Source organism: Romboutsia sp. 1001713B170131_170501_G6 (genome assembly GCF_015668195.1).
In the GTDB taxonomy this organism is placed as follows: Bacteria; Bacillota; Clostridia; order Peptostreptococcales; family Peptostreptococcaceae; genus Romboutsia_C.
In genome coordinates this window covers 109,303-127,343 of sequence record NZ_JADPFC010000002.1, presented here as the reverse complement: position 1 = coordinate 127,343, position 18,041 = coordinate 109,303, and the positions used below count along the sequence as shown (strand labels likewise).

The window sequence follows — 18,041 nt, the reverse complement described above, 5'->3', positions numbered from 1 at the left end:
AATGGGAAATAGGATTTATGACATATATACTAAAGAAATAGAAAAAATAATAAGTTATGAAAATACAGAAAGTGTATTTTTAGTAGGTTCTTCTAAGAGTATAGATATAGAAAATAGTAGTATGATTATAAATGATTTTGATATATTTGTAATAGTTAGAGAGGGTAATGCTCAAACTAGAATTATAAAAACTATAGATAATTTAGAATTTGATATAAATATTTTTTCAAAAGAAGGTATTTACAAGTTGATAGATTCAAGAGAGTATTTTTTCTTAAAAGAAATGTCAAATCCCAAAATATTATATGATTTAAATGATGAAGCAAAAGGCTTAATAAGTATTTGTAAAGAAAAGCTAAGTGAAGGTCCTAAAAAGCTTTCACAAAGCGAAAGAGAGTTTTTAAAATCCCAAATAAAAGGAAATCTAGATAGAATAAATAATAATAGTAAAATGGATTTTTTCGAATTTGAGTTTTTGACGAATTTATATTTAAAAGATATAATAGTTGGGTATTTTACTATAAATAATAAGTGGGTACCTAAAGATAAAAAACTACTTAGTACACTAAAAAAAGAAGATATAAATCTATATAATTTAGTTGAGAAAACATTAAAAACAAAAAGATATGAAGACTTACTAAATGTGTATAATTATACATTTAAAAATATAAAAGTAAGCAAAAACATAAAAATAACTTACTAATCAAGGGGGCTAAACCAATGAGCAAGGTAGATAAAGATAAAATAAAAAAAGCTGTAAGAGACATATTAGAAGCTATAGGAGAAGATCCAGATAGAGAAGGTCTAATAGGGACTCCAGATAGAGTAGCTAGAATGTATGAAGAAATATTTGCAGGTCTTCATCAAGACCCAAGTGAGCACTTAAAGGTGATTTTCCAAGACGAAAGTCATGAAGAATTAGTGTTAGTTAGAGACATACCTTTTTATTCATGCTGTGAACACCATATAGTTCCTTTCTTTGGAAAGGCTCATATAGCGTATATACCTAAAGATGGTAAATTAACAGGTCTTTCAAAATTGGCAAGAGTAGTTGAAACATTCGCTAAAAGACCCCAATTACAAGAAAGAATAACTAAGGGAATAGCGGATATAATAATGCAAGAATTAGAGCCTTATGGAGTTATAGTTGTTGTTGAAGCTGAACATATGTGTATGACTATGAGAGGTGTTAAAAAACCAGGTTCAAAAACTATAACATCAGCAGTAAGAGGTATATTTGAAAAAGACATAGCAGCTAGGGCAGAAGCTATGAGTTTAATAACTATGAAGTAATAGGAGATTAAAGATGTTTGATTATTCAAAGAGAACTTATATAATGGGAATATTAAATGTTACACCAGATAGTTTTTCTGATGGTGGCGACTTTAATAATATAGATAAAGCTATAAATCATGCTAAAGAAATGGTAAAAGAAGGTGTAGATATAATAGACTTAGGTGGAGAATCAACAAGACCAGGTCATAAATATGTCGAAGCTGACGAAGAAATAAAAAGAGTTATCCCAGTTATAAAGGAATTAAAAAAAGAAGTAAATGTTCCTATATCAGTAGACACATATAAAGCTAAGGTAGCCGAAGAAGCTTTAAAATTAGGTGTTGAAATGATAAATGATATATGGGGACTAAAAAAAGATAAGGATATGGCAAGTACTATTTCAAAATATGATGCACACGTTTGTATAATGCACAACCAAGATGGTACACATTATGATGGTGATATTATAGAAGAAATGAAAAAATCCTTACTAGAAAGTATAGAAATAGGACTTAATGCAGGTATTAAAAAAGAAAAAATAGTACTAGATCCAGGTATAGGGTTTGGAAAGACTGTTGAACAAAATTTAGAAGTCTTAAAAAGATTAGATGAATTAAATTCATTAGGGTATCCTATACTTTTAGGAACATCTAGAAAGTCAGTAATAGGACATGTATTAAATGTAGAGCCGAAAGAAAGATTAGAAGGGACTATAGCAACTACAGTTTTAGGTATTAGAGATGGTGTCTCTATAGTAAGAGTACATGATGTTAAGGAAAATTTAATGGCAGCTAAAATGGCTGATGCTATATATAGAAGGTAGGGTATTAAAGTGGATAAAATATTAATGAATAACCTAGGTTTTTATGGATATCATGGTGTTTTAAAAGAAGAAAGTGTATTAGGTCAAAAGTTTTTTATAGATATAGAATTAAATGTAGATACAAAAAAAGCAGGAATAAGTGATAATATGAATGAATCAGTAAGTTATGCTGATGTATATGTTGTAGTAAAAGAAATTGCAGAAAACAAGAGATTTAATTTAATAGAAGCAGTAGCAGAAAATATAGCTAAAGAAGTACTTGAAAAGTTTGATTTAGTTAAAGGCATAATGGTTAGAGTTAAAAAGCCAGAAGCTCCAGTAAATGGAATATATGATTATTTCGGTGTTGAAATAAGGAGAAATAAAGATGAATAAAGTATATCTGGGTCTTGGAACCAATATGGGGGATAGACTTAATTATCTAGATTCTGCTTGTGAATTAATACAAAATAATAGCAAAATAAAAATTTTAAAAAAGTCTAAGATATATGAAACAAAAGCTTGGGGATATACTGATCAAGCAGATTTTTTAAATATGTGCTTAGAAATAAAAACAGATTTAAATGAATATGATTTACTTGAGTTTTGTCATGAGGTAGAACAAAAATTAAATAGAGAAAGAATTATAAGATGGGGACCAAGAACTATAGATATTGATATATTATTTTTCAATGATATAATATTGAAAGATGAAAATCTACACATACCTCATCCAAGAATAAGTGAGAGAGCATTTGTGCTTATCCCTCTTATGGATTTAAATAAAAAATTAAAAATTAAAAATAAAACTATAGAGGAATACTTAAATTCGCTAACTTGTGAGGAGAGAGAACAAGTAAAGGAGTACGTAGGCGATGAAGAAAAATTTGTTTGATGACAACATAAGGATTGATATAAATACGGATGAAAACTCAAAGCTAATAGTAAAGGAAAATAAACTTGTAATGGCAGGGCCTTGTGCTATTGAAAGCTATGAACAACTCTTAGAAACAGCTAAATTTGTAAAATCAAAAGGAGCAAATATTTTAAGAGGAGGAGCATATAAGCCTAGAACATCTCCTAATTCATTCCAAGGATTAAAAGAAGAAGGATTGGAAATATTAAAAGCAGTTAAGAAAGAAACAGGAATGCCTGTTATAACTGAACTTATGGATGCAAGAGAATTAGATAAACTATATGAAGTAGCTGATATAATTCAAATTGGATCTAGAAACATGCAAAATTTTAGTTTACTTACTGAAGTGGGTAAACAAGATAAGCCTGTTATGTTAAAAAGAGGTTTATCATCTACTATAAGTGAGTGGATAGGAGCAGCAGAATATATTGCCATAGGTGGAAATCAAAAGATAATAATGTGTGAAAGAGGAATTAGAACATATAATGATTATACTAGAAATACATTAGACTTAGCAGCTGTACCTATAATACAAAAGGAAACTGGTCTTCCTGTTGTAGTTGATCCATCTCATGCAACTGGAGTAAGATATTTAGTTAAACCAATGTCTATAGCATCTCTTGCAGCAGGTGCTGATGGTATAATGGTAGAAGTTCACCCAGATCCTATAAATGCACTATCAGATGGTATGCAGTCACTTCACTTTAATGAATTTGAAGATTTAATGAATTCAATCAACTTATAAAAAAAGAGGTAATTACCTCTTTTTTATTTTGCTAAAATTAATTTAATTAATATTAAAAAATAAGGGTATTTATATTAAAATAGGAAAAATTATATAAGAATAGATTTAAGCTATAAAAAACATATTAAATTCAAAAAATATGAGCTATTTTAAAATTGTAGATAAATAACGTATAATAAATATATAAATAGAATTAAATAATAAAAATATAAAAAAATAAGAAGGATATCAACAAAAAAAGTCGAATTGTGTATAATGAGGATTTGACAAATTTAAAATATAATGTAAAATAGTAATGTTAGAAAAAATTACACCAGAAGGTGATAATATGAATGATATAAAAGATATAATAGAAGAAGTTAAAAGTAGATGTGATATAGTAAGCACAATATCTCAGTATATAGAACTTAAATCATCTGGGATAAACTATAAGGGACTTTGTCCTTTTCATGGCGAGAAAACACCATCATTTTATGTAAATGAATCTAAGCAAATTTATAAATGCTTTGGATGCGGAGAGGGTGGAGATGTAATTAACTTCGTCATGAAAATGGAAAATTTAGACTTTATTGATGCAGTAAAAGTTTTAGCTCAAAAGTATGGAATTGAAATTAATACTAATATGGACGAAGAATCTAAGAAAAAATTAGAAAAAATAAAAAAGTTCCAAGATATACATACAGAGGCGGCTAGATTTTATTTTTCTAACCTACACACTAAGAAAAATAGTGGATATGCATACCTAAGAAGTAGAGGATTAGATGACAAAATCATAAAAAAATTTGGACTTGGGTATTCACTAGCATCTTGGAATTCACTTATGGAGTATTTAACATCAAAAGGTTATAGCAATAAAGATCTTATAGAATGTGGGCTATTAGCACATAAAAAAGAAAGTAACAAAATTTATGATAAATTTAGAAATAGAGTTATGTTTCCCATATTTGATTATAGAGGAAATGTTATAGGGTTTGGTGGTAGGGTACTTGATGATTCATTACCTAAATACTTAAATTCCCCAGATACGATAACATTTAATAAAAGATATAATTTGTATGGACTTAATTTCTCAAGGAAAGAAATAAAAAATAAGACTTTAATATTAGTTGAAGGATATATGGATTTAATATCTCTTTATCAATATGGTATAAAAAATGTAGTAGCTACGTTAGGTACAGCACTTACTAAAGAACAAGGTATGTTAATTAAAAGATATGCTGATAATGTTATTATATCATATGATTCGGACGAAGCAGGTATAAAAGCTACATTAAGGGCTATAGAAATATTAAGTGATATAGATATAAATGTTAAAGTATTAAATTTAAAGGATTGCAAAGATCCAGATGAATTTATAAGAAAGTATGGAGTTAAAGGATACCAAGAGGCAATAGATGAGTCGATAAATCAAATAATATTTAGAATAAATAACCTAAGAAAACAATTTAATTTAAATAAAGATGAAGACAAAGTTAAATTTGCAAAAGAAGCATCTAAAATAATAAAAAAAGTAAAAAGTCCTGTGGAAATTGACTATTATACTAAATATTTAAGTAATTTAATACAAATAAGTACAGATTCCATAAAAAGAGAAATATATGGAAAAAATTATAATAAAACTGAAAATAATAAATACAAAAAAAGTAAATATATAAAAAAAGACGAAGTTGTAATAGAAAAACCTAAGATTATAACAAATGGAGAAAAGTTTGTTGAAAAAAATCTTATAAAACTAATGATAGAAGATAAAAAATTAAGAGATATAATCGTACTAAAAGTAAATGATAGTGATTTTTTATTAGATGAAAGCAAAGAAATTTTAAATTGGATAATTAAAAATCAAGAATTGGACAAAATAACTATTGACAAAATTAAAAGTTTAAACATATCCGAAGAATACATTAAAGATATAGAAAATATATCATTGAGTAATATGAGTTTGACCAATGTCAAGGGTGTAGATGACATTATTAAGAATGTAAAGAAAAATACTCTTAATGAAAAAATGAATAGATTATTAAAAGAACAAAAAGAAATTGAACAAAATAAAAATAATAGTGACACGAAAGAGGTAGATGGTAAGATTATGGAAATTGCTTTAAAAATCGTGGAAATAAGAAGAATGCTACAAAAGCTTTAATGAAGGGAGGTCTGAGTGTGGAAAATAAAACAAATAAAAAAGAATCAAAAAGAATAACAGCTAAGGGATTAATTGAAAAAGGTAAAAAGCAAGGATCTCTTACTTTAGGGGAAATAATGGAAGCTTTCTCTGAAACTGAACTTGATAAAGATCAAATAGAAAATTTATATGAAACTTTAGGAAACTTAGGTATAGAGGTTATAGAAAGTAAACCTCAAAATGCCGATATTAATTTCTCATCAGATGATGATTTAGATATAGATGTACTAGAAGATGGTGTAGATGAAGAATTATCAAAAGAAGATACACCTATGGAATTAGAAGCTATAGATTTATCATTACCTAAAGGTATAAGTATAGACGACCCTGTTAGAATGTATCTAAAAGAAATTGGTAAGATACCTTTACTTAAGCCACATGAAGAAGTAGAATTAGCTAGAAGAATGAATGAAGGGGACGAAATGGCTAAACAAAGACTAGTTGAGGCAAACTTAAGACTAGTTGTAAGTATAGCTAAAAGATATGTAGGAAGAGGTATGCTTTTCCTTGACTTAATACAAGAAGGTAACTTAGGTCTTATAAAAGCTGTTGAAAAATTTGACTATGAAAAAGGGTTCAAATTTAGTACCTATGCAACATGGTGGATAAGACAAGCTATAACTCGTGCTATAGCTGATCAAGCAAGAACTATAAGAATACCAGTACATATGGTAGAGACTATAAATAAATTAATAAGAGTATCTAGACAGCTTCTTCAAGAATTAGGTAGAGATCCAAAGCCTGAAGAAATAGCTAAAGAAATGGATATGACAGAAGAAAAAGTAAGAGAAATAATGAAAATAGCTCAAGATCCAGTATCTCTTGAAACTCCAATAGGAGAAGAAGAAGATAGCCATTTAGGTGATTTTATAGAAGATGATGCAGCACCAGCACCAGCAGAAGCAGCAGCATACTCACTACTTAAAGAACAAATAGAAGAAGTTTTAGGATCTTTAAATGAAAGAGAACAAAAAGTATTAAAATTAAGATTTGGTCTTGAAGATGGAAGAGCAAGAACTCTTGAAGAAGTTGGTAAAGAGTTTGATGTAACAAGAGAAAGAATAAGACAAATAGAAGCTAAGGCTTTAAGAAAATTAAGACACCCAAGTAGATCTAAAAAATTAAAAGACTACTTAGACTAGACTATACAAAAACTCGCCTTTATATAAGGCGTTTTTTTGCATATAAGAAATAAGGAAAGGACTACATAAATGAAGTTAACAGATAGATTATTAAAAATAGCATCTTTAGTTACTAAAGGTAAAAAAATAGCTGATATAGGAACAGATCATGGATATATACCAGTACATTTATTAAATGAAGGATACATAGATTTTGCAATACTTGCAGATGTTAATAAAGGACCCCTTGAAAATGCAAGAAAAGAAGTTAGACATAATAATTTGAGTGATAAAGTTGATTTAAGATTAGGATCAGGTATAGAAGTATTAAAAAAAGGTGAAGTTGATGAAGTTATAATAGCAGGTATGGGTGGAATACTTATAAGTGAATTACTAGAAGCTAATATAGAAGTGGCACAAAGTACTGAAAAATTTATACTTCAACCAATGCAAGCACACAAAGAGCTTAGAAAATATCTATTAAACAATGGATATGAAATATTAGATGAGGTTTTAGTTAGAGAAGATTTCAGAATATATGAAATAATAGTAGCTAAATATACTGGAAAAAATACTAATGTAGAAGATGAAATATTTTATGAAGTAGGAAATAAGCTTATAGAAAACAAAGATGAGTTACTAAATGAATTTATAGATAAAAGAATACATGCATACACTTCGATACTTAATAAATTAGAAGGAAAAAGTGGAAAAGGAATAGATGAGAAGATAGAAGAAAGTAGAATTAATATATCTAAATTAGAAAAATTAAAAACTTTATAAGGGGAATGATATTATGTTACTTAAAAGTCTTATAAAAAATATAGAAGCTAAATACCCATTAAGTTTAGCATATGATTGGGACAATGTAGGTCTTTTAGTTGGTGATTTTAATAGTGATATTAAAAAAGTATTAGTAGTTTTAGAAGCTAATGAAAGAGTTATAGATGAAGCTATAGAAAATAATATCGACTTAATAATAACTCATCATCCGTTTATATTTAAAAAGATGAATAAAGTAAATACATCGGATTTAAAAGGAAGGCTTATACATAAATTAATAAAAAATGATATAGCACTTTATTCTATGCATACAAACTTTGATATAGCATTTGATGGTTTAAATGATTACTTCATGGAATTAATGGGATTTGAAGATTGCAAGGTATTAGAAGTCACAAATAATGAAGTATTATATAAGTTAGCAGTTTATGTACCAGAAACTCATATAGATAAAGTTAAAAATGCCCTAGGAAAAGCAGGAGCAGGTCATATAGGGAATTATAGTCACTGTAGCTTTACATCAAGAGGAGAAGGGAATTTTATGCCTTTAGAGGGTACTAATCCATTTATAGGAACAAAAGGAGAGATAGAATGTGTCAAAGAGGTAAAAATAGAAACTATTGTACCTCAAAAAATATTAGGTGGGGCTTTAAGCTCCATGATAAATGCTCATCCTTATGAAGAAGTAGCCTATGATTTATATAAACTAGAGAACAAAGGAAATTCAGTTGGCTTAGGTAGGGTTACTAAATTAAAAGAAAAGATTAGTTTAAAAGATTTAAGTAACTTTATAAAAGAAAAGTTAAATATGAAACATATTAGAGTAGTAGGCAGTTTAGATACTACTATAAGTAAAATAGCTTTAGTTACAGGTTCTGGTGCTGATATGGTTAAGAAAGCTCAAAGAAGTGGTTGCGAAGTTATAATAACTGGAGATATTAAATATCATGATGCACAAGATGCAATAGACATGGGGATGTGTATAATAGATTGTGGCCACTTTGAAACTGAAGACATATTTAAGGATGTTATGAAGCGATTTTTAGATGATATAAATGATATAGAAGTTTTAAAAAGTAATATAGATTTAAATCCATTTAAAATTATATAAGACACAAAAAATAATGACATATTTTTATGTCATTATTTTTTTACTTACTAAGGGAATATTTATTAAAAACACATCTATATATTAAATACAAGCTTATAGAATACTTGCTAATATGAATAATATACTTTCATTATAGCAAATACTATACATAAATATATGTATGAGGAGAAGTTAATGAAAGATAAACAAAGTGTATTTTTAAATTCAGATATAAATAAGTTATTTTATAAGTATTTAATTAATAGTGTGTTGGGTATGCTAGCAGTATCATTTTGTATATTAGCAGATACTATGTTTATAGGACAAGGTATAGGCAGTGATGGATTAGCTGCTTTAAATATATGTATACCTATATTTAATCTATTTAATGGATTAGGGCTTTTGTTTGGTATGGGAGGGGCTACAGCTTTAAGTATAAGTAGAGGAAAAGGAGAAATAGTTGAATCACAAAGGATATTTACAAAATCTATTATAATAGCTATTTTAGTAGGAATTACACTATCTACTTTAGGAAAAATATTTACTGAGAAAATAGGATATATACTAGGGGCTAATATAAGTAATATATATATGGTAAAAGAGTATTTAAGTGGTGTTTTAATATTTTCATTTAGTTATATCTTAGCTCATACTACATCATCCTTTATAAGAAATGATCACAATCCAAGACTTGCTATGATAGCGACTGTAACTAGTGGTTTATCTAATGTTATTTTGGATTATTTACTAATATTTATCTTTAATATGGGTATAAAAGGTGCTGGTTTAGCTACATCAATAGCATCACTTATAAACCTATTAATACTTTTAACTCACTTTATATCTAAAAAATGTAGCTTAAGATTTATAAAATTTAAAATCAATGTCAAAGATATATCAAGAATACTATTTAATGGGTTACCAAGCTTTATTGTTGAAATATCATCTGGAATAGTAATATTTATATTTAACTTAAAATTACTAAATATAGTAGGTAATATAGGCGTTAGTGCATATAGTATAATAGCAAATGTATCTTTAGTAGCTGCAGCTATATTTACAGGGATATCACAAGCTATGCAACCTATAATAAGTGTAAATTATGGTGCAAATAAGATAGATAGAGTAAAGAGAGTAAGAAAAAAAGGTATGAAGACTTCTATAATGGTTGGATTAAGTTTTTATATTATAGGTATATTATTTCCACAATTTATAGTAGGAATGTTTACAAGTGAAAAAGGTCAGATTGTAGATATAACTGTAAATGCCATAAGATATTATTTCCTAGCGTTTATATTTATGGGAATAAATATAGTTAATGGAGCATATTATCAATCCATGGAACATAGAATATTATCTAATTCAATATCACTTTCAAGAGGGATTATACTAATTATAATAGGTATAACTATACTTCCTGTATTCTTAGGTGTAAATGGAGTATGGTTAAGTGCTGTGTTTGCTGAAGTATTAACTTTAATTATAACTTATATATATGTATATAAAAAAAAATGACCCTAATTTAAGGGTTATTTTTTTATTTTTAATAGAAGAATTTTTTATTAGATAATACAAATACTATTAATATAGTATATGACATTTAAGGAGGAAAAAGTTCTATGGTAAAGTACTTAGTTAAACGTAAAATGAAAAATGGAGTCAACATAAAAAGTAAAAAAGCCTTAGTATATACAGGAGGAGTTTTAGTTGGAGTAGGGGGCTATTTTGCATATAAGGCTATTAAGAATAAAAGAATGAATAAAAATTTCAATTGTTGTAATGATTATGAAAATGAATCATATTATTATGATGATTATGATAGCAGAGCTTATTGTTGTGATGAAGACATAGATAGTTTTGATGATGATTTAAAATGCAAAGTAGATGAATTTAATTCAAATAGAATAATAGAAGAAAATTGTACAAATGTAAGTAAAGAAGAGTTAGAAGGATATGTAAATAAAGCAATAGAAGAAAGAGAACATGAAGAACGAGAAGAGAATAAACATAGACCTGGAGTTGGTATACATTACGACGACATAAAACATTAATATAGTAAAAAGTCTTCCTAAAGATTTTAGGAAGACTTTTTTTGATTGATATATATTTTTTTATATATTAACCTTTTATATTAAATTTTAATGTCCAGTTAAGTCACTTTCATTAAATTTATCAGTTATAGGTTTTGTATATTTGTTAATAATACCTTTAAATAGTATAGTTAATATTATAGGTATTATTAAAAATACTATTAATACATATATATCTTTTATCAATACTGGTTTGTAAATACCACCTACAGTCTCTCTAAGAGCAGATATAGCATAAGTAAATGGTAAAAATGGGTTTACGTATTGGAAAAATGGAGGAGTAACTTGTATAGGGAAAGTACCTCCTGATGCAGCAACTTGTATAACTAATAGTATTACACCTATTGCTTTTCCTACATTTCCAAATATAGATACCAATGAGTATACAATAGCTGTAAATACAATACTTGTAAACATTGATAATAATACAAATGATAAAGGATCAATAACTTTAACATTTAGAATATATAAATCACCAGCACTTACGATAAAAGCTTGTATTATAGCTATAGTTAAGAAAGTAAGTCCTCTACCAAAATATATCTCAAATGGTCTGTAATCTCCATGTACATTAGCAGACAGTAATGACATTAATAAAAGAACACCAACCCATAAAGATAATACTGTATAAAATGGAGTCATACCAGCTCCGTAGTTAGCTACTGGATATAATTTATCTGTAACTAGCTCTACCGGTTGCTTTAAGAATTCAGCACGCTTTATAGCATCGCTTTTTAGTAATGATATTAACTCATTAACATCATCACTTGAGTTTATTTTTTTCATAGCATTAACTAATTCATCAATCGTTGATTTAGCTATAGGTAGTTTTTTTCTTATAAATGATATATTATCTTTTGCACTATCTGATAATGATATTGTAGTATTTAGTATATCTTCAACTTGAGGTAGTTTTGCTTGAGCTTTATCTAAAACACTAATAACTTCATTAGCAGTATTAAAACTTTCCTCAAATATATTATTTATAGGATTTACTATTTTTGAATCAAAATTATTTAAAATTGATGTAGAAATTTGGTTTACATCATTTACAACCTTTAATATACTATTTAACTTATCTAAAGATGGTTTTTCTCCATTTGCAATCTGTCCTTTTATAGCATTTAAAGCGTTAGTAGCATTATTTAAACTATTATTTATAGACTGTAAAGATGATATAGCATTTTCTAGAGGTCCACCTGGTTTAATAGCATTTAGTTTATTTAAAAAGTCTAGTACTGTATTACTTGTACTTGATAAAGTAGAAAGTTTTGATGATAAGCTATCTACAAGTTGAGGTATATTATCAGCACCGTTATTTATAGCATCTATTATAGATGATATATTTGATGAAGCACTTGATGAAACTTTAGATACTATTTGTAAATCTTCTTTTATTACAGGAGCAACTTTATCTAAGCTACCTTTGCTATCTTGTAAAAATACTTTTACATCTGATGCTAACTTTTTAGTATTAGATATAGTAGAAGTTATTAAAGGAACATCCTTTTTTAATTCCTTAGCAAGATCTTGTACTTTATCTGTAGCATCTGAAGCAAGATTTACAGTTTTATATATATCTTTAAATTTACTTTGAACATCTATAAGTTCACTTTCTAAATTAGATAGCTTTGGAAGTTGATTTTCAAGTTCTATACCTAAATTATTAGATACTTCAAATATAATTTGACTAACAGTTTTTACTACTGTTTGATTAACTTCATTTTGTATAGTTGAAGCACCTTTATCTGTGATTTTAGGGGCTATCGCATTTATTTTTTCATTAACTGTGTATATTATCTTACCTTTTTTTACTTCATCAGAAGTTAATGAAGTTAAATCTTTAGAAAAGCTTTCTGGAATTTCAACTGAGGCATAATATGTACCCTTTTTAACTCCATTTATCGCGTCAGCTTTATCTACAAATTTCCAACCTAAATTATCATTTTCTTTAAGTTTTTTTACTAATTCATCACCAACATTTATATCTTTTCCTCTTATTTCAGTACCTTTATCATTATTAACTACAGCAACTGATATATTTTTAGTACTACCATAAGGATCCCAAGATGCCTTTATATTAAACCAGGCATACAATGATGGCAAGACAGTTAGTCCTAGTATTATTACTAACAATACTTTGTTTGTAAAAATATCCTTTATGTCTTTTTTATATATTTTAAAAATATTTTTCACGTCTTTACACCTCCATGTTGATTAAATAAGGTTAGATTTAGAACTATTTTATATTATATTATTTATACAATAAAAAGTAAAGTTAAAAAATTGTAATATATATTAAAATAGTAAATTTATAATACCTGTATGATCATTGAATATGTTTAAACCTATTAAAATAAGTAATACTCCACCTATTATCTGAGCAGATGATTTGAATAAATTACCAATTTTTTTTCCTAATAAAACACCTAAAAAACATACTATAAATGTAACTAAAGATATAGTAAGAGATATAGGAATTATATTTACACTTAAAAAAGAAAAACTAACTCCAATGGCAAGTGCATCTATGCTAGTTGCAATTGCTAATATAATGAGATCTTTATTAGTTAGGTAATATAAAGTAGTATCTTCAGTTTTATTTTTTGTATCTAAAATCATTTTTAAACCTAGGAAGCTTAGTAAAATCAGAGCAATCCAGTGATCAAATGCTTTTATATATCTTTCAAAGTTTACACCTAATAAATAACCAATTAAAGGCATACCTCCTTGAAATAAACCAAATATAAATGCTATTTTAGAAGCTAACCAAAAGTTTATATTCTTTAGAGTCATGCCTTTTGTAAGAGATACTGCAAATGCATCCATTGAAAGTGCAAATGCTGTAAAAAATATAGTTAAAAATCCCATAATATCCTCCTTATTTAAAGTTATAGCTAATCTTATTTTATAGAAACTATGATAAAAATATTCGTAATTTAGCAATAAGCAGGTTAGGCAAAATAAAAACAGCTTAAATATATTAAGCTGTTAGTAGTTAAAATAAAAATTATTATTTAAAATTTATATAAGATTTTATAGTTAAATAGAAAATTAAAGCATCTTTAAAATTTTTCAAATCAAGATTTAGTATTTCTTTAATTTTATCTAATCTATATATAAGTGTGTTTCTATGTAAAAATAATGATGATGAAGTTTTAGAAATATTTTGACCATTTTCTATAAAGCATATTCCCGTATTTAATAAGTTTATATCCATTGTTTTTATAGATTCAAAATCGATCAAATCGTAAAAAGATCTATCATGTTTTATAAAATATATAGATTTATATATTATTAAATCTTTTAAAGTTATGTAGTTTTTAAAAAAAGTGTTATTTATAAGGAAGTCTTTAGGTATTTCATTAAAAATAGATACCCTAGACTTAAATATATCTATATCATATATTTCACCTAAATTCACAATATAAGTATTTCTATAAGTTTCTGATTCTATTATTTCTGGTGTATGAAAATTAATGTCTAATTCATAATCTGAATTTAATATTAATAGATTTTCATATAAAAATAATTTTATATTATCATATAAGTTATATAATATTCCTTTTAAATTATCTACTTCACAGTCTTGCTGATAGATAATATAAAAATAACCTTTTATATTATCTATAGTTATATCATCTATAAATTCTATAACATAAGCTTTATCATTAAATGTTACTATATTTTGGTTTTTGCTAATATTTTGATAATTATACTCAAAAATATTAATTTTTTTATTTGTTTTTCCCTCTATAAATTGTATCAAACTTTGCATGAAGACCACCCCTGAAGTTTTCAATTAAAAAAGTAAGATGATTAATCATCCTACTTAAAATATATAATTAATTTAGAAGTATTTATATATAAGCTAGAGATTTATTTATAGCTTCTTGTGTTTCTTTATCAAATATGTGTATTTTATGCTTATCCATAGCAAGCTTTAATTTATCTCCAGATTTAACTTTATACCTACCATCAAATCTTGCAGTTATATTTTGATTACCTGTTTTTAAGTAAGCATATATTTCAGCACCCATAAGTTCTCCAAGTTCAACAGTAGCTTCAAAAGTACTATCTAAGCTATTATCCACAAATACATCTTCCATATGTATATCTTCAGGTCTTATACCTAGAACAACTTCTTTACCTATATACCCATTTTCTATTAAGCTAGATGATTCACCTTTATTTAATGCTATATCAAAACCATCAGCCTTTGCATGTATTTCTCCATTTACTTCAGTTAAAACAACATGTATAAAGTTCATTTGTGGAGCACCTATAAATCCAGCAACAAACATATTGTTTGGTTTATCGTATATTTCTTGTGGAGTATCTATTTGCTGAACTACACCATCTTTCATAACAACTATTCTATCGGCCATAGTCATAGCTTCAACTTGGTCATGTGTTACATATATAAATGTAGTACCTAAAGACTTATGAAGTTTAGTTATTTCTGTTCTCATTGATGTTCTAAGTTTTGCATCTAAGTTTGACAAAGGTTCATCCATTAAGAATACCTTTGGATTTCGAACTATAGCACGCCCTAGCGCAACTCTTTGTCTTTGACCACCTGACAGTGCTTTTGGTTTTCTATCTAATAATTTATCTAAGTCTAATATTTTAGCTGCATCCCTAACCTTTTTATCTATTTCATCCTTAGGCATTTTTCTAAGTTTAAGAGCAAATGCCATATTTTCGTATACTGTTAGATGAGGATAAAGTGCATAGTTTTGGAAAACCATAGCTATATCTCTATCTTTAGGGTCTACATCATTTACTAATTTTTCTCCTATATAAAGCTCACCATTACTTATTTCTTCAAGTCCTGCTATCATTCTTAGTGTAGTAGATTTACCACAGCCAGATGGCCCAACTAACACTACAAATTCCTTATCTTGTATATCTATATTTACATTTTTTACTGCATTAAATCCATTTGAATATGATTTACATATATTTTTTAAAATTACATTGGCCATTGTTATTTTCCCCCTTTTAACAATTAAATTTTAATTTCCTTTTATATCTTAATAATAACAAAAAAATGTTTTCTTAGTAATGTAAAAAATAACTAAAACTATTTAGATAAAATATACAGCTTGGATAAAAAACATAAAAATTTTAAATAAGTGTTTAAATAAAAAAACAAAAGGTATATATATAGTATGTTAATAAGATATTAAATAAGATTTATATAAATTAGAAGGAGATTAGAATATGAAAAAATTTGTTTGTACAGTATGTGGATATATACATGAAGGAGAAACTGCACCAGAAAAATGTCCAGTATGTGGAGTTGGAGCTGAAAAGTTTGAAGAAATGAAAGGTGAAATGGTTTGGGCTGATGAGCATAGAATAGGGGTTGCTAAAGGTATAGATGAAGAAATATTAGAAGGGCTTAGAGCAAACTTTGTTGGAGAATGTACAGAAGTAGGAATGTATTTAGCAATGAGTAGACAAGCTGATAGAGAAGGGTATCCAGAAGTTGCAGAAGCTTACAAGAGAATAGCATTTGAAGAAGCAGAACATGCTGCTAAATTTGCAGAATTATTAGGAGAAGTTGTTGTAGCTGATACAAAAGCTAACTTAAAAGCAAGAGTAGATGCAGAGTATGGAGCAACAGAAGGAAAATTAAAAATAGCTAAAAGAGCTAAAGAATTAGGTCTTGATGCTATACATGATACAGTACATGAAATGTGTAAAGATGAAGCAAGACATGGTAAAGCATTCTTAGGCTTATTAGAAAGACATTTTGATGCTAAGTAATATATAATAAAAAGGCTGCCTTATACAGGTAGTCTTTTTATATATTAATCACCGTTACTATATAAATATAAAGAGGTGAAGTTATTGGAACTTAAAAATATAATAGAACATTTTATGATGAATTATGGACTTATAAGTATATTTATAATAGTAGCACTAGAGTATGCTAATGTACCTCTTCCTAGTGAAGTAGTACTTCCAATTGCAGGTATGTTTGCATATAAATATAACTTTGGATTTGTAAATGTAATCGTAGTATCTACTTTAGGAGGGGTTATAGGTTCCTTGTTAAATTATTTCCTAGGATTTAAATTTGGAAAGGCTTTAATAGATACTATAGGTGAAAAGTATCCAAAGACCAAGCCAACTATAAATTCATCTTATATGTGGTTAAAAAAGTATGAAAAATTATCAGTAATTTTAACTAGAGTGATACCTTATGCTAGAACATTTGTGTCAATAATAGCAGGGTCTATAAAAATGAATATATTTACATTTATGGTGTGTTCTGCTGTAGGAATAGGAATTTGGAATACTTCACTAATAGGTGTAGGTTATTTTTTAGGAGATAACTTAAAATTTGCAATTTCGATAGTTTTAAAATATTCATATATAATAGTTATTTTATTATTAATAATAACTATAGTATATAGATTTATAAAGTATAGATTAAAAAATAAAAAAATATACAAATAAATGTTTAAAACAATGTATATGAGGTATATATATAGTATGTTAAAAAGAAATTAAATAAGATTTATATAAATTGGGAGGAATAAAATTATGAAAAAATTTGTTTGTACAGTATGTGGATATATACATGAAGGAGAAACTGCACCAGAAAAATGTCCAGTATGTGGAGTTGGAGCTGAAAAGTTTGAAGAAATGAAAGGTGAAATGGTTTGGGCTGATGAGCATAGAATAGGGGTTGCTAAAGGTATAGATGAAGAGATATTAGAAGGGCTTAGAGCAAACTTCGTTGGAGAATGTACAGAAGTAGGAATGTATTTAGCAATGAGTAGACAAGCTGATAGAGAAGGATATCCAGAAGTTGCAGAAGCTTACAAGAGAATAGCATTTGAAGAAGCAGAACATGCTGCTAAATTTGCAGAATTATTAGGAGAAGTTGTTGTAGCTGATACAAAAGCTAACTTAAAAGCAAGAGTAGATGCAGAGTATGGAGCAACAGAAGGAAAATTAAAAATAGCTAAAAGAGCTAAAGAATTAGGTCTTGATGCTATACATGATACAGTACATGAAATGTG

19 protein-coding genes are annotated in these 18,041 nt (G+C 27.1%); 15 read left to right on the top strand and 4 right to left on the bottom strand.

Translation table 11 applies throughout. The features are described from left to right. Position 1: 1 nt before the first annotated feature. The 12 genes from I4U89_RS06325 (at position 2) to I4U89_RS06270 (ending at position 10,962) form a co-directional block, all read left to right on the top strand. A complete protein-coding gene (locus tag I4U89_RS06325; RefSeq protein WP_195939504.1) occupies positions 2–703 on the top strand; it encodes a hypothetical protein in 702 nt (233 codons plus the stop codon). Between the two features lie 17 nt (positions 704–720). Then, the gene (folE, locus tag I4U89_RS06320) at positions 721–1,293 is read left to right on the top strand and encodes a GTP cyclohydrolase I FolE (RefSeq protein ID WP_195939502.1); all 573 of its coding nucleotides are present in this window, start codon (positions 721–723) and stop codon (positions 1,291–1,293) included. A gap of 13 nt (positions 1,294–1,306) precedes the next feature. Further along, positions 1,307–2,098 (top strand): dihydropteroate synthase, encoded by a 792-nt coding sequence (gene folP, locus I4U89_RS06315; protein WP_195939500.1) that lies wholly within the window; start codon positions 1,307–1,309, stop codon positions 2,096–2,098. Positions 2,099–2,107: 9 nt separating this feature from the next. Then, positions 2,108–2,473, top strand: coding sequence for a dihydroneopterin aldolase (gene folB / locus I4U89_RS06310; protein WP_195939498.1), 366 nt, complete (start codon positions 2,108–2,110; stop codon positions 2,471–2,473). Continuing rightward, entirely contained in the window at positions 2,466–2,972 is a 507-nt protein-coding gene (folK, locus tag I4U89_RS06305; protein ID WP_195939496.1) for a 2-amino-4-hydroxy-6-hydroxymethyldihydropteridine diphosphokinase, read from the top strand. The genes folB and folK overlap by 8 nt, the downstream gene beginning before the upstream one ends. Next, complete coding sequence (gene aroF / locus I4U89_RS06300; protein WP_195939494.1) at positions 2,953–3,738, top strand: 3-deoxy-7-phosphoheptulonate synthase; 786 nt, start codon at positions 2,953–2,955, stop codon at positions 3,736–3,738. Before folK ends, aroF begins: the two co-directional genes overlap by 20 nt. A gap of 328 nt (positions 3,739–4,066) precedes the next feature. Then, the gene (dnaG, locus tag I4U89_RS06295; RefSeq protein WP_195939492.1) at positions 4,067–5,878 is read left to right on the top strand and encodes a DNA primase; all 1,812 of its coding nucleotides are present in this window, start codon (positions 4,067–4,069) and stop codon (positions 5,876–5,878) included. 17 nt (positions 5,879–5,895) lie between these two features. After that, the gene (rpoD, locus tag I4U89_RS06290; RefSeq protein ID WP_240275679.1) at positions 5,896–7,059 is read left to right on the top strand and encodes an RNA polymerase sigma factor RpoD; all 1,164 of its coding nucleotides are present in this window, start codon (positions 5,896–5,898) and stop codon (positions 7,057–7,059) included. A gap of 69 nt (positions 7,060–7,128) precedes the next feature. Further along, positions 7,129–7,821: a tRNA (adenine(22)-N(1))-methyltransferase gene (locus I4U89_RS06285; protein WP_195939490.1), complete on the top strand. Its 693-nt coding sequence runs from the start codon at positions 7,129–7,131 to the stop codon at positions 7,819–7,821. 13 nt (positions 7,822–7,834) lie between these two features. Further along, a complete protein-coding gene (locus I4U89_RS06280) occupies positions 7,835–8,932 on the top strand; it encodes a Nif3-like dinuclear metal center hexameric protein (RefSeq protein ID WP_195939488.1) in 1,098 nt (365 codons plus the stop codon). A 174-nt stretch (positions 8,933–9,106) separates the two neighbouring features. Further along, positions 9,107–10,426 carry an MATE family efflux transporter gene (locus tag I4U89_RS06275; protein WP_195939486.1) on the top strand — a complete coding sequence of 440 codons (1,320 nt, stop codon included), beginning with the start codon at positions 9,107–9,109 and terminating at the stop codon, positions 10,424–10,426. Positions 10,427–10,530: 104 nt separating this feature from the next. Beyond that, complete coding sequence (locus tag I4U89_RS06270; RefSeq protein ID WP_195939484.1) at positions 10,531–10,962, top strand: hypothetical protein; 432 nt, start codon at positions 10,531–10,533, stop codon at positions 10,960–10,962. An 87-nt stretch (positions 10,963–11,049) separates the two neighbouring features. On the opposite strand, the gene I4U89_RS06265 is transcribed toward I4U89_RS06270, so the two are convergent. The 4 genes from I4U89_RS06265 to I4U89_RS06250 form a co-directional block, all read right to left on the bottom strand. Further along, positions 11,050–13,197, bottom strand: a complete 2,148-nt coding sequence (locus I4U89_RS06265) for a YhgE/Pip domain-containing protein (protein ID WP_195939482.1) — start codon at positions 13,195–13,197, stop codon at positions 11,050–11,052. Positions 13,198–13,299: 102 nt separating this feature from the next. Then, positions 13,300–13,872: a manganese efflux pump MntP gene (locus I4U89_RS06260; RefSeq protein ID WP_195939480.1), complete on the bottom strand. Its 573-nt coding sequence runs from the start codon at positions 13,870–13,872 to the stop codon at positions 13,300–13,302. 142 nt (positions 13,873–14,014) lie between these two features. After that, positions 14,015–14,779, bottom strand: a complete 765-nt coding sequence (locus I4U89_RS06255) for a PucR family transcriptional regulator (RefSeq protein WP_195939478.1) — start codon at positions 14,777–14,779, stop codon at positions 14,015–14,017. Positions 14,780–14,861: 82 nt separating this feature from the next. Further along, positions 14,862–15,989, bottom strand: a complete 1,128-nt coding sequence (locus I4U89_RS06250) for an ABC transporter ATP-binding protein (RefSeq protein ID WP_195939476.1) — start codon at positions 15,987–15,989, stop codon at positions 14,862–14,864. A gap of 238 nt (positions 15,990–16,227) precedes the next feature. On the opposite strand from I4U89_RS06250, the gene I4U89_RS06245 reads away from it, so the two are divergent. From I4U89_RS06245 to I4U89_RS06235, 3 genes are all read left to right on the top strand, one after another. Continuing rightward, a complete protein-coding gene (locus I4U89_RS06245) occupies positions 16,228–16,776 on the top strand; it encodes an NADH peroxidase (RefSeq protein ID WP_195939474.1) in 549 nt (182 codons plus the stop codon). An 84-nt stretch (positions 16,777–16,860) separates the two neighbouring features. Continuing rightward, the gene (locus I4U89_RS06240) at positions 16,861–17,472 is read left to right on the top strand and encodes a DedA family protein (RefSeq protein ID WP_195939472.1); all 612 of its coding nucleotides are present in this window, start codon (positions 16,861–16,863) and stop codon (positions 17,470–17,472) included. A gap of 87 nt (positions 17,473–17,559) precedes the next feature. Further along, the coding region (locus I4U89_RS06235; RefSeq protein ID WP_195939470.1) for an NADH peroxidase at positions 17,560–18,041 on the top strand (482 nt) is incomplete at its 3' end.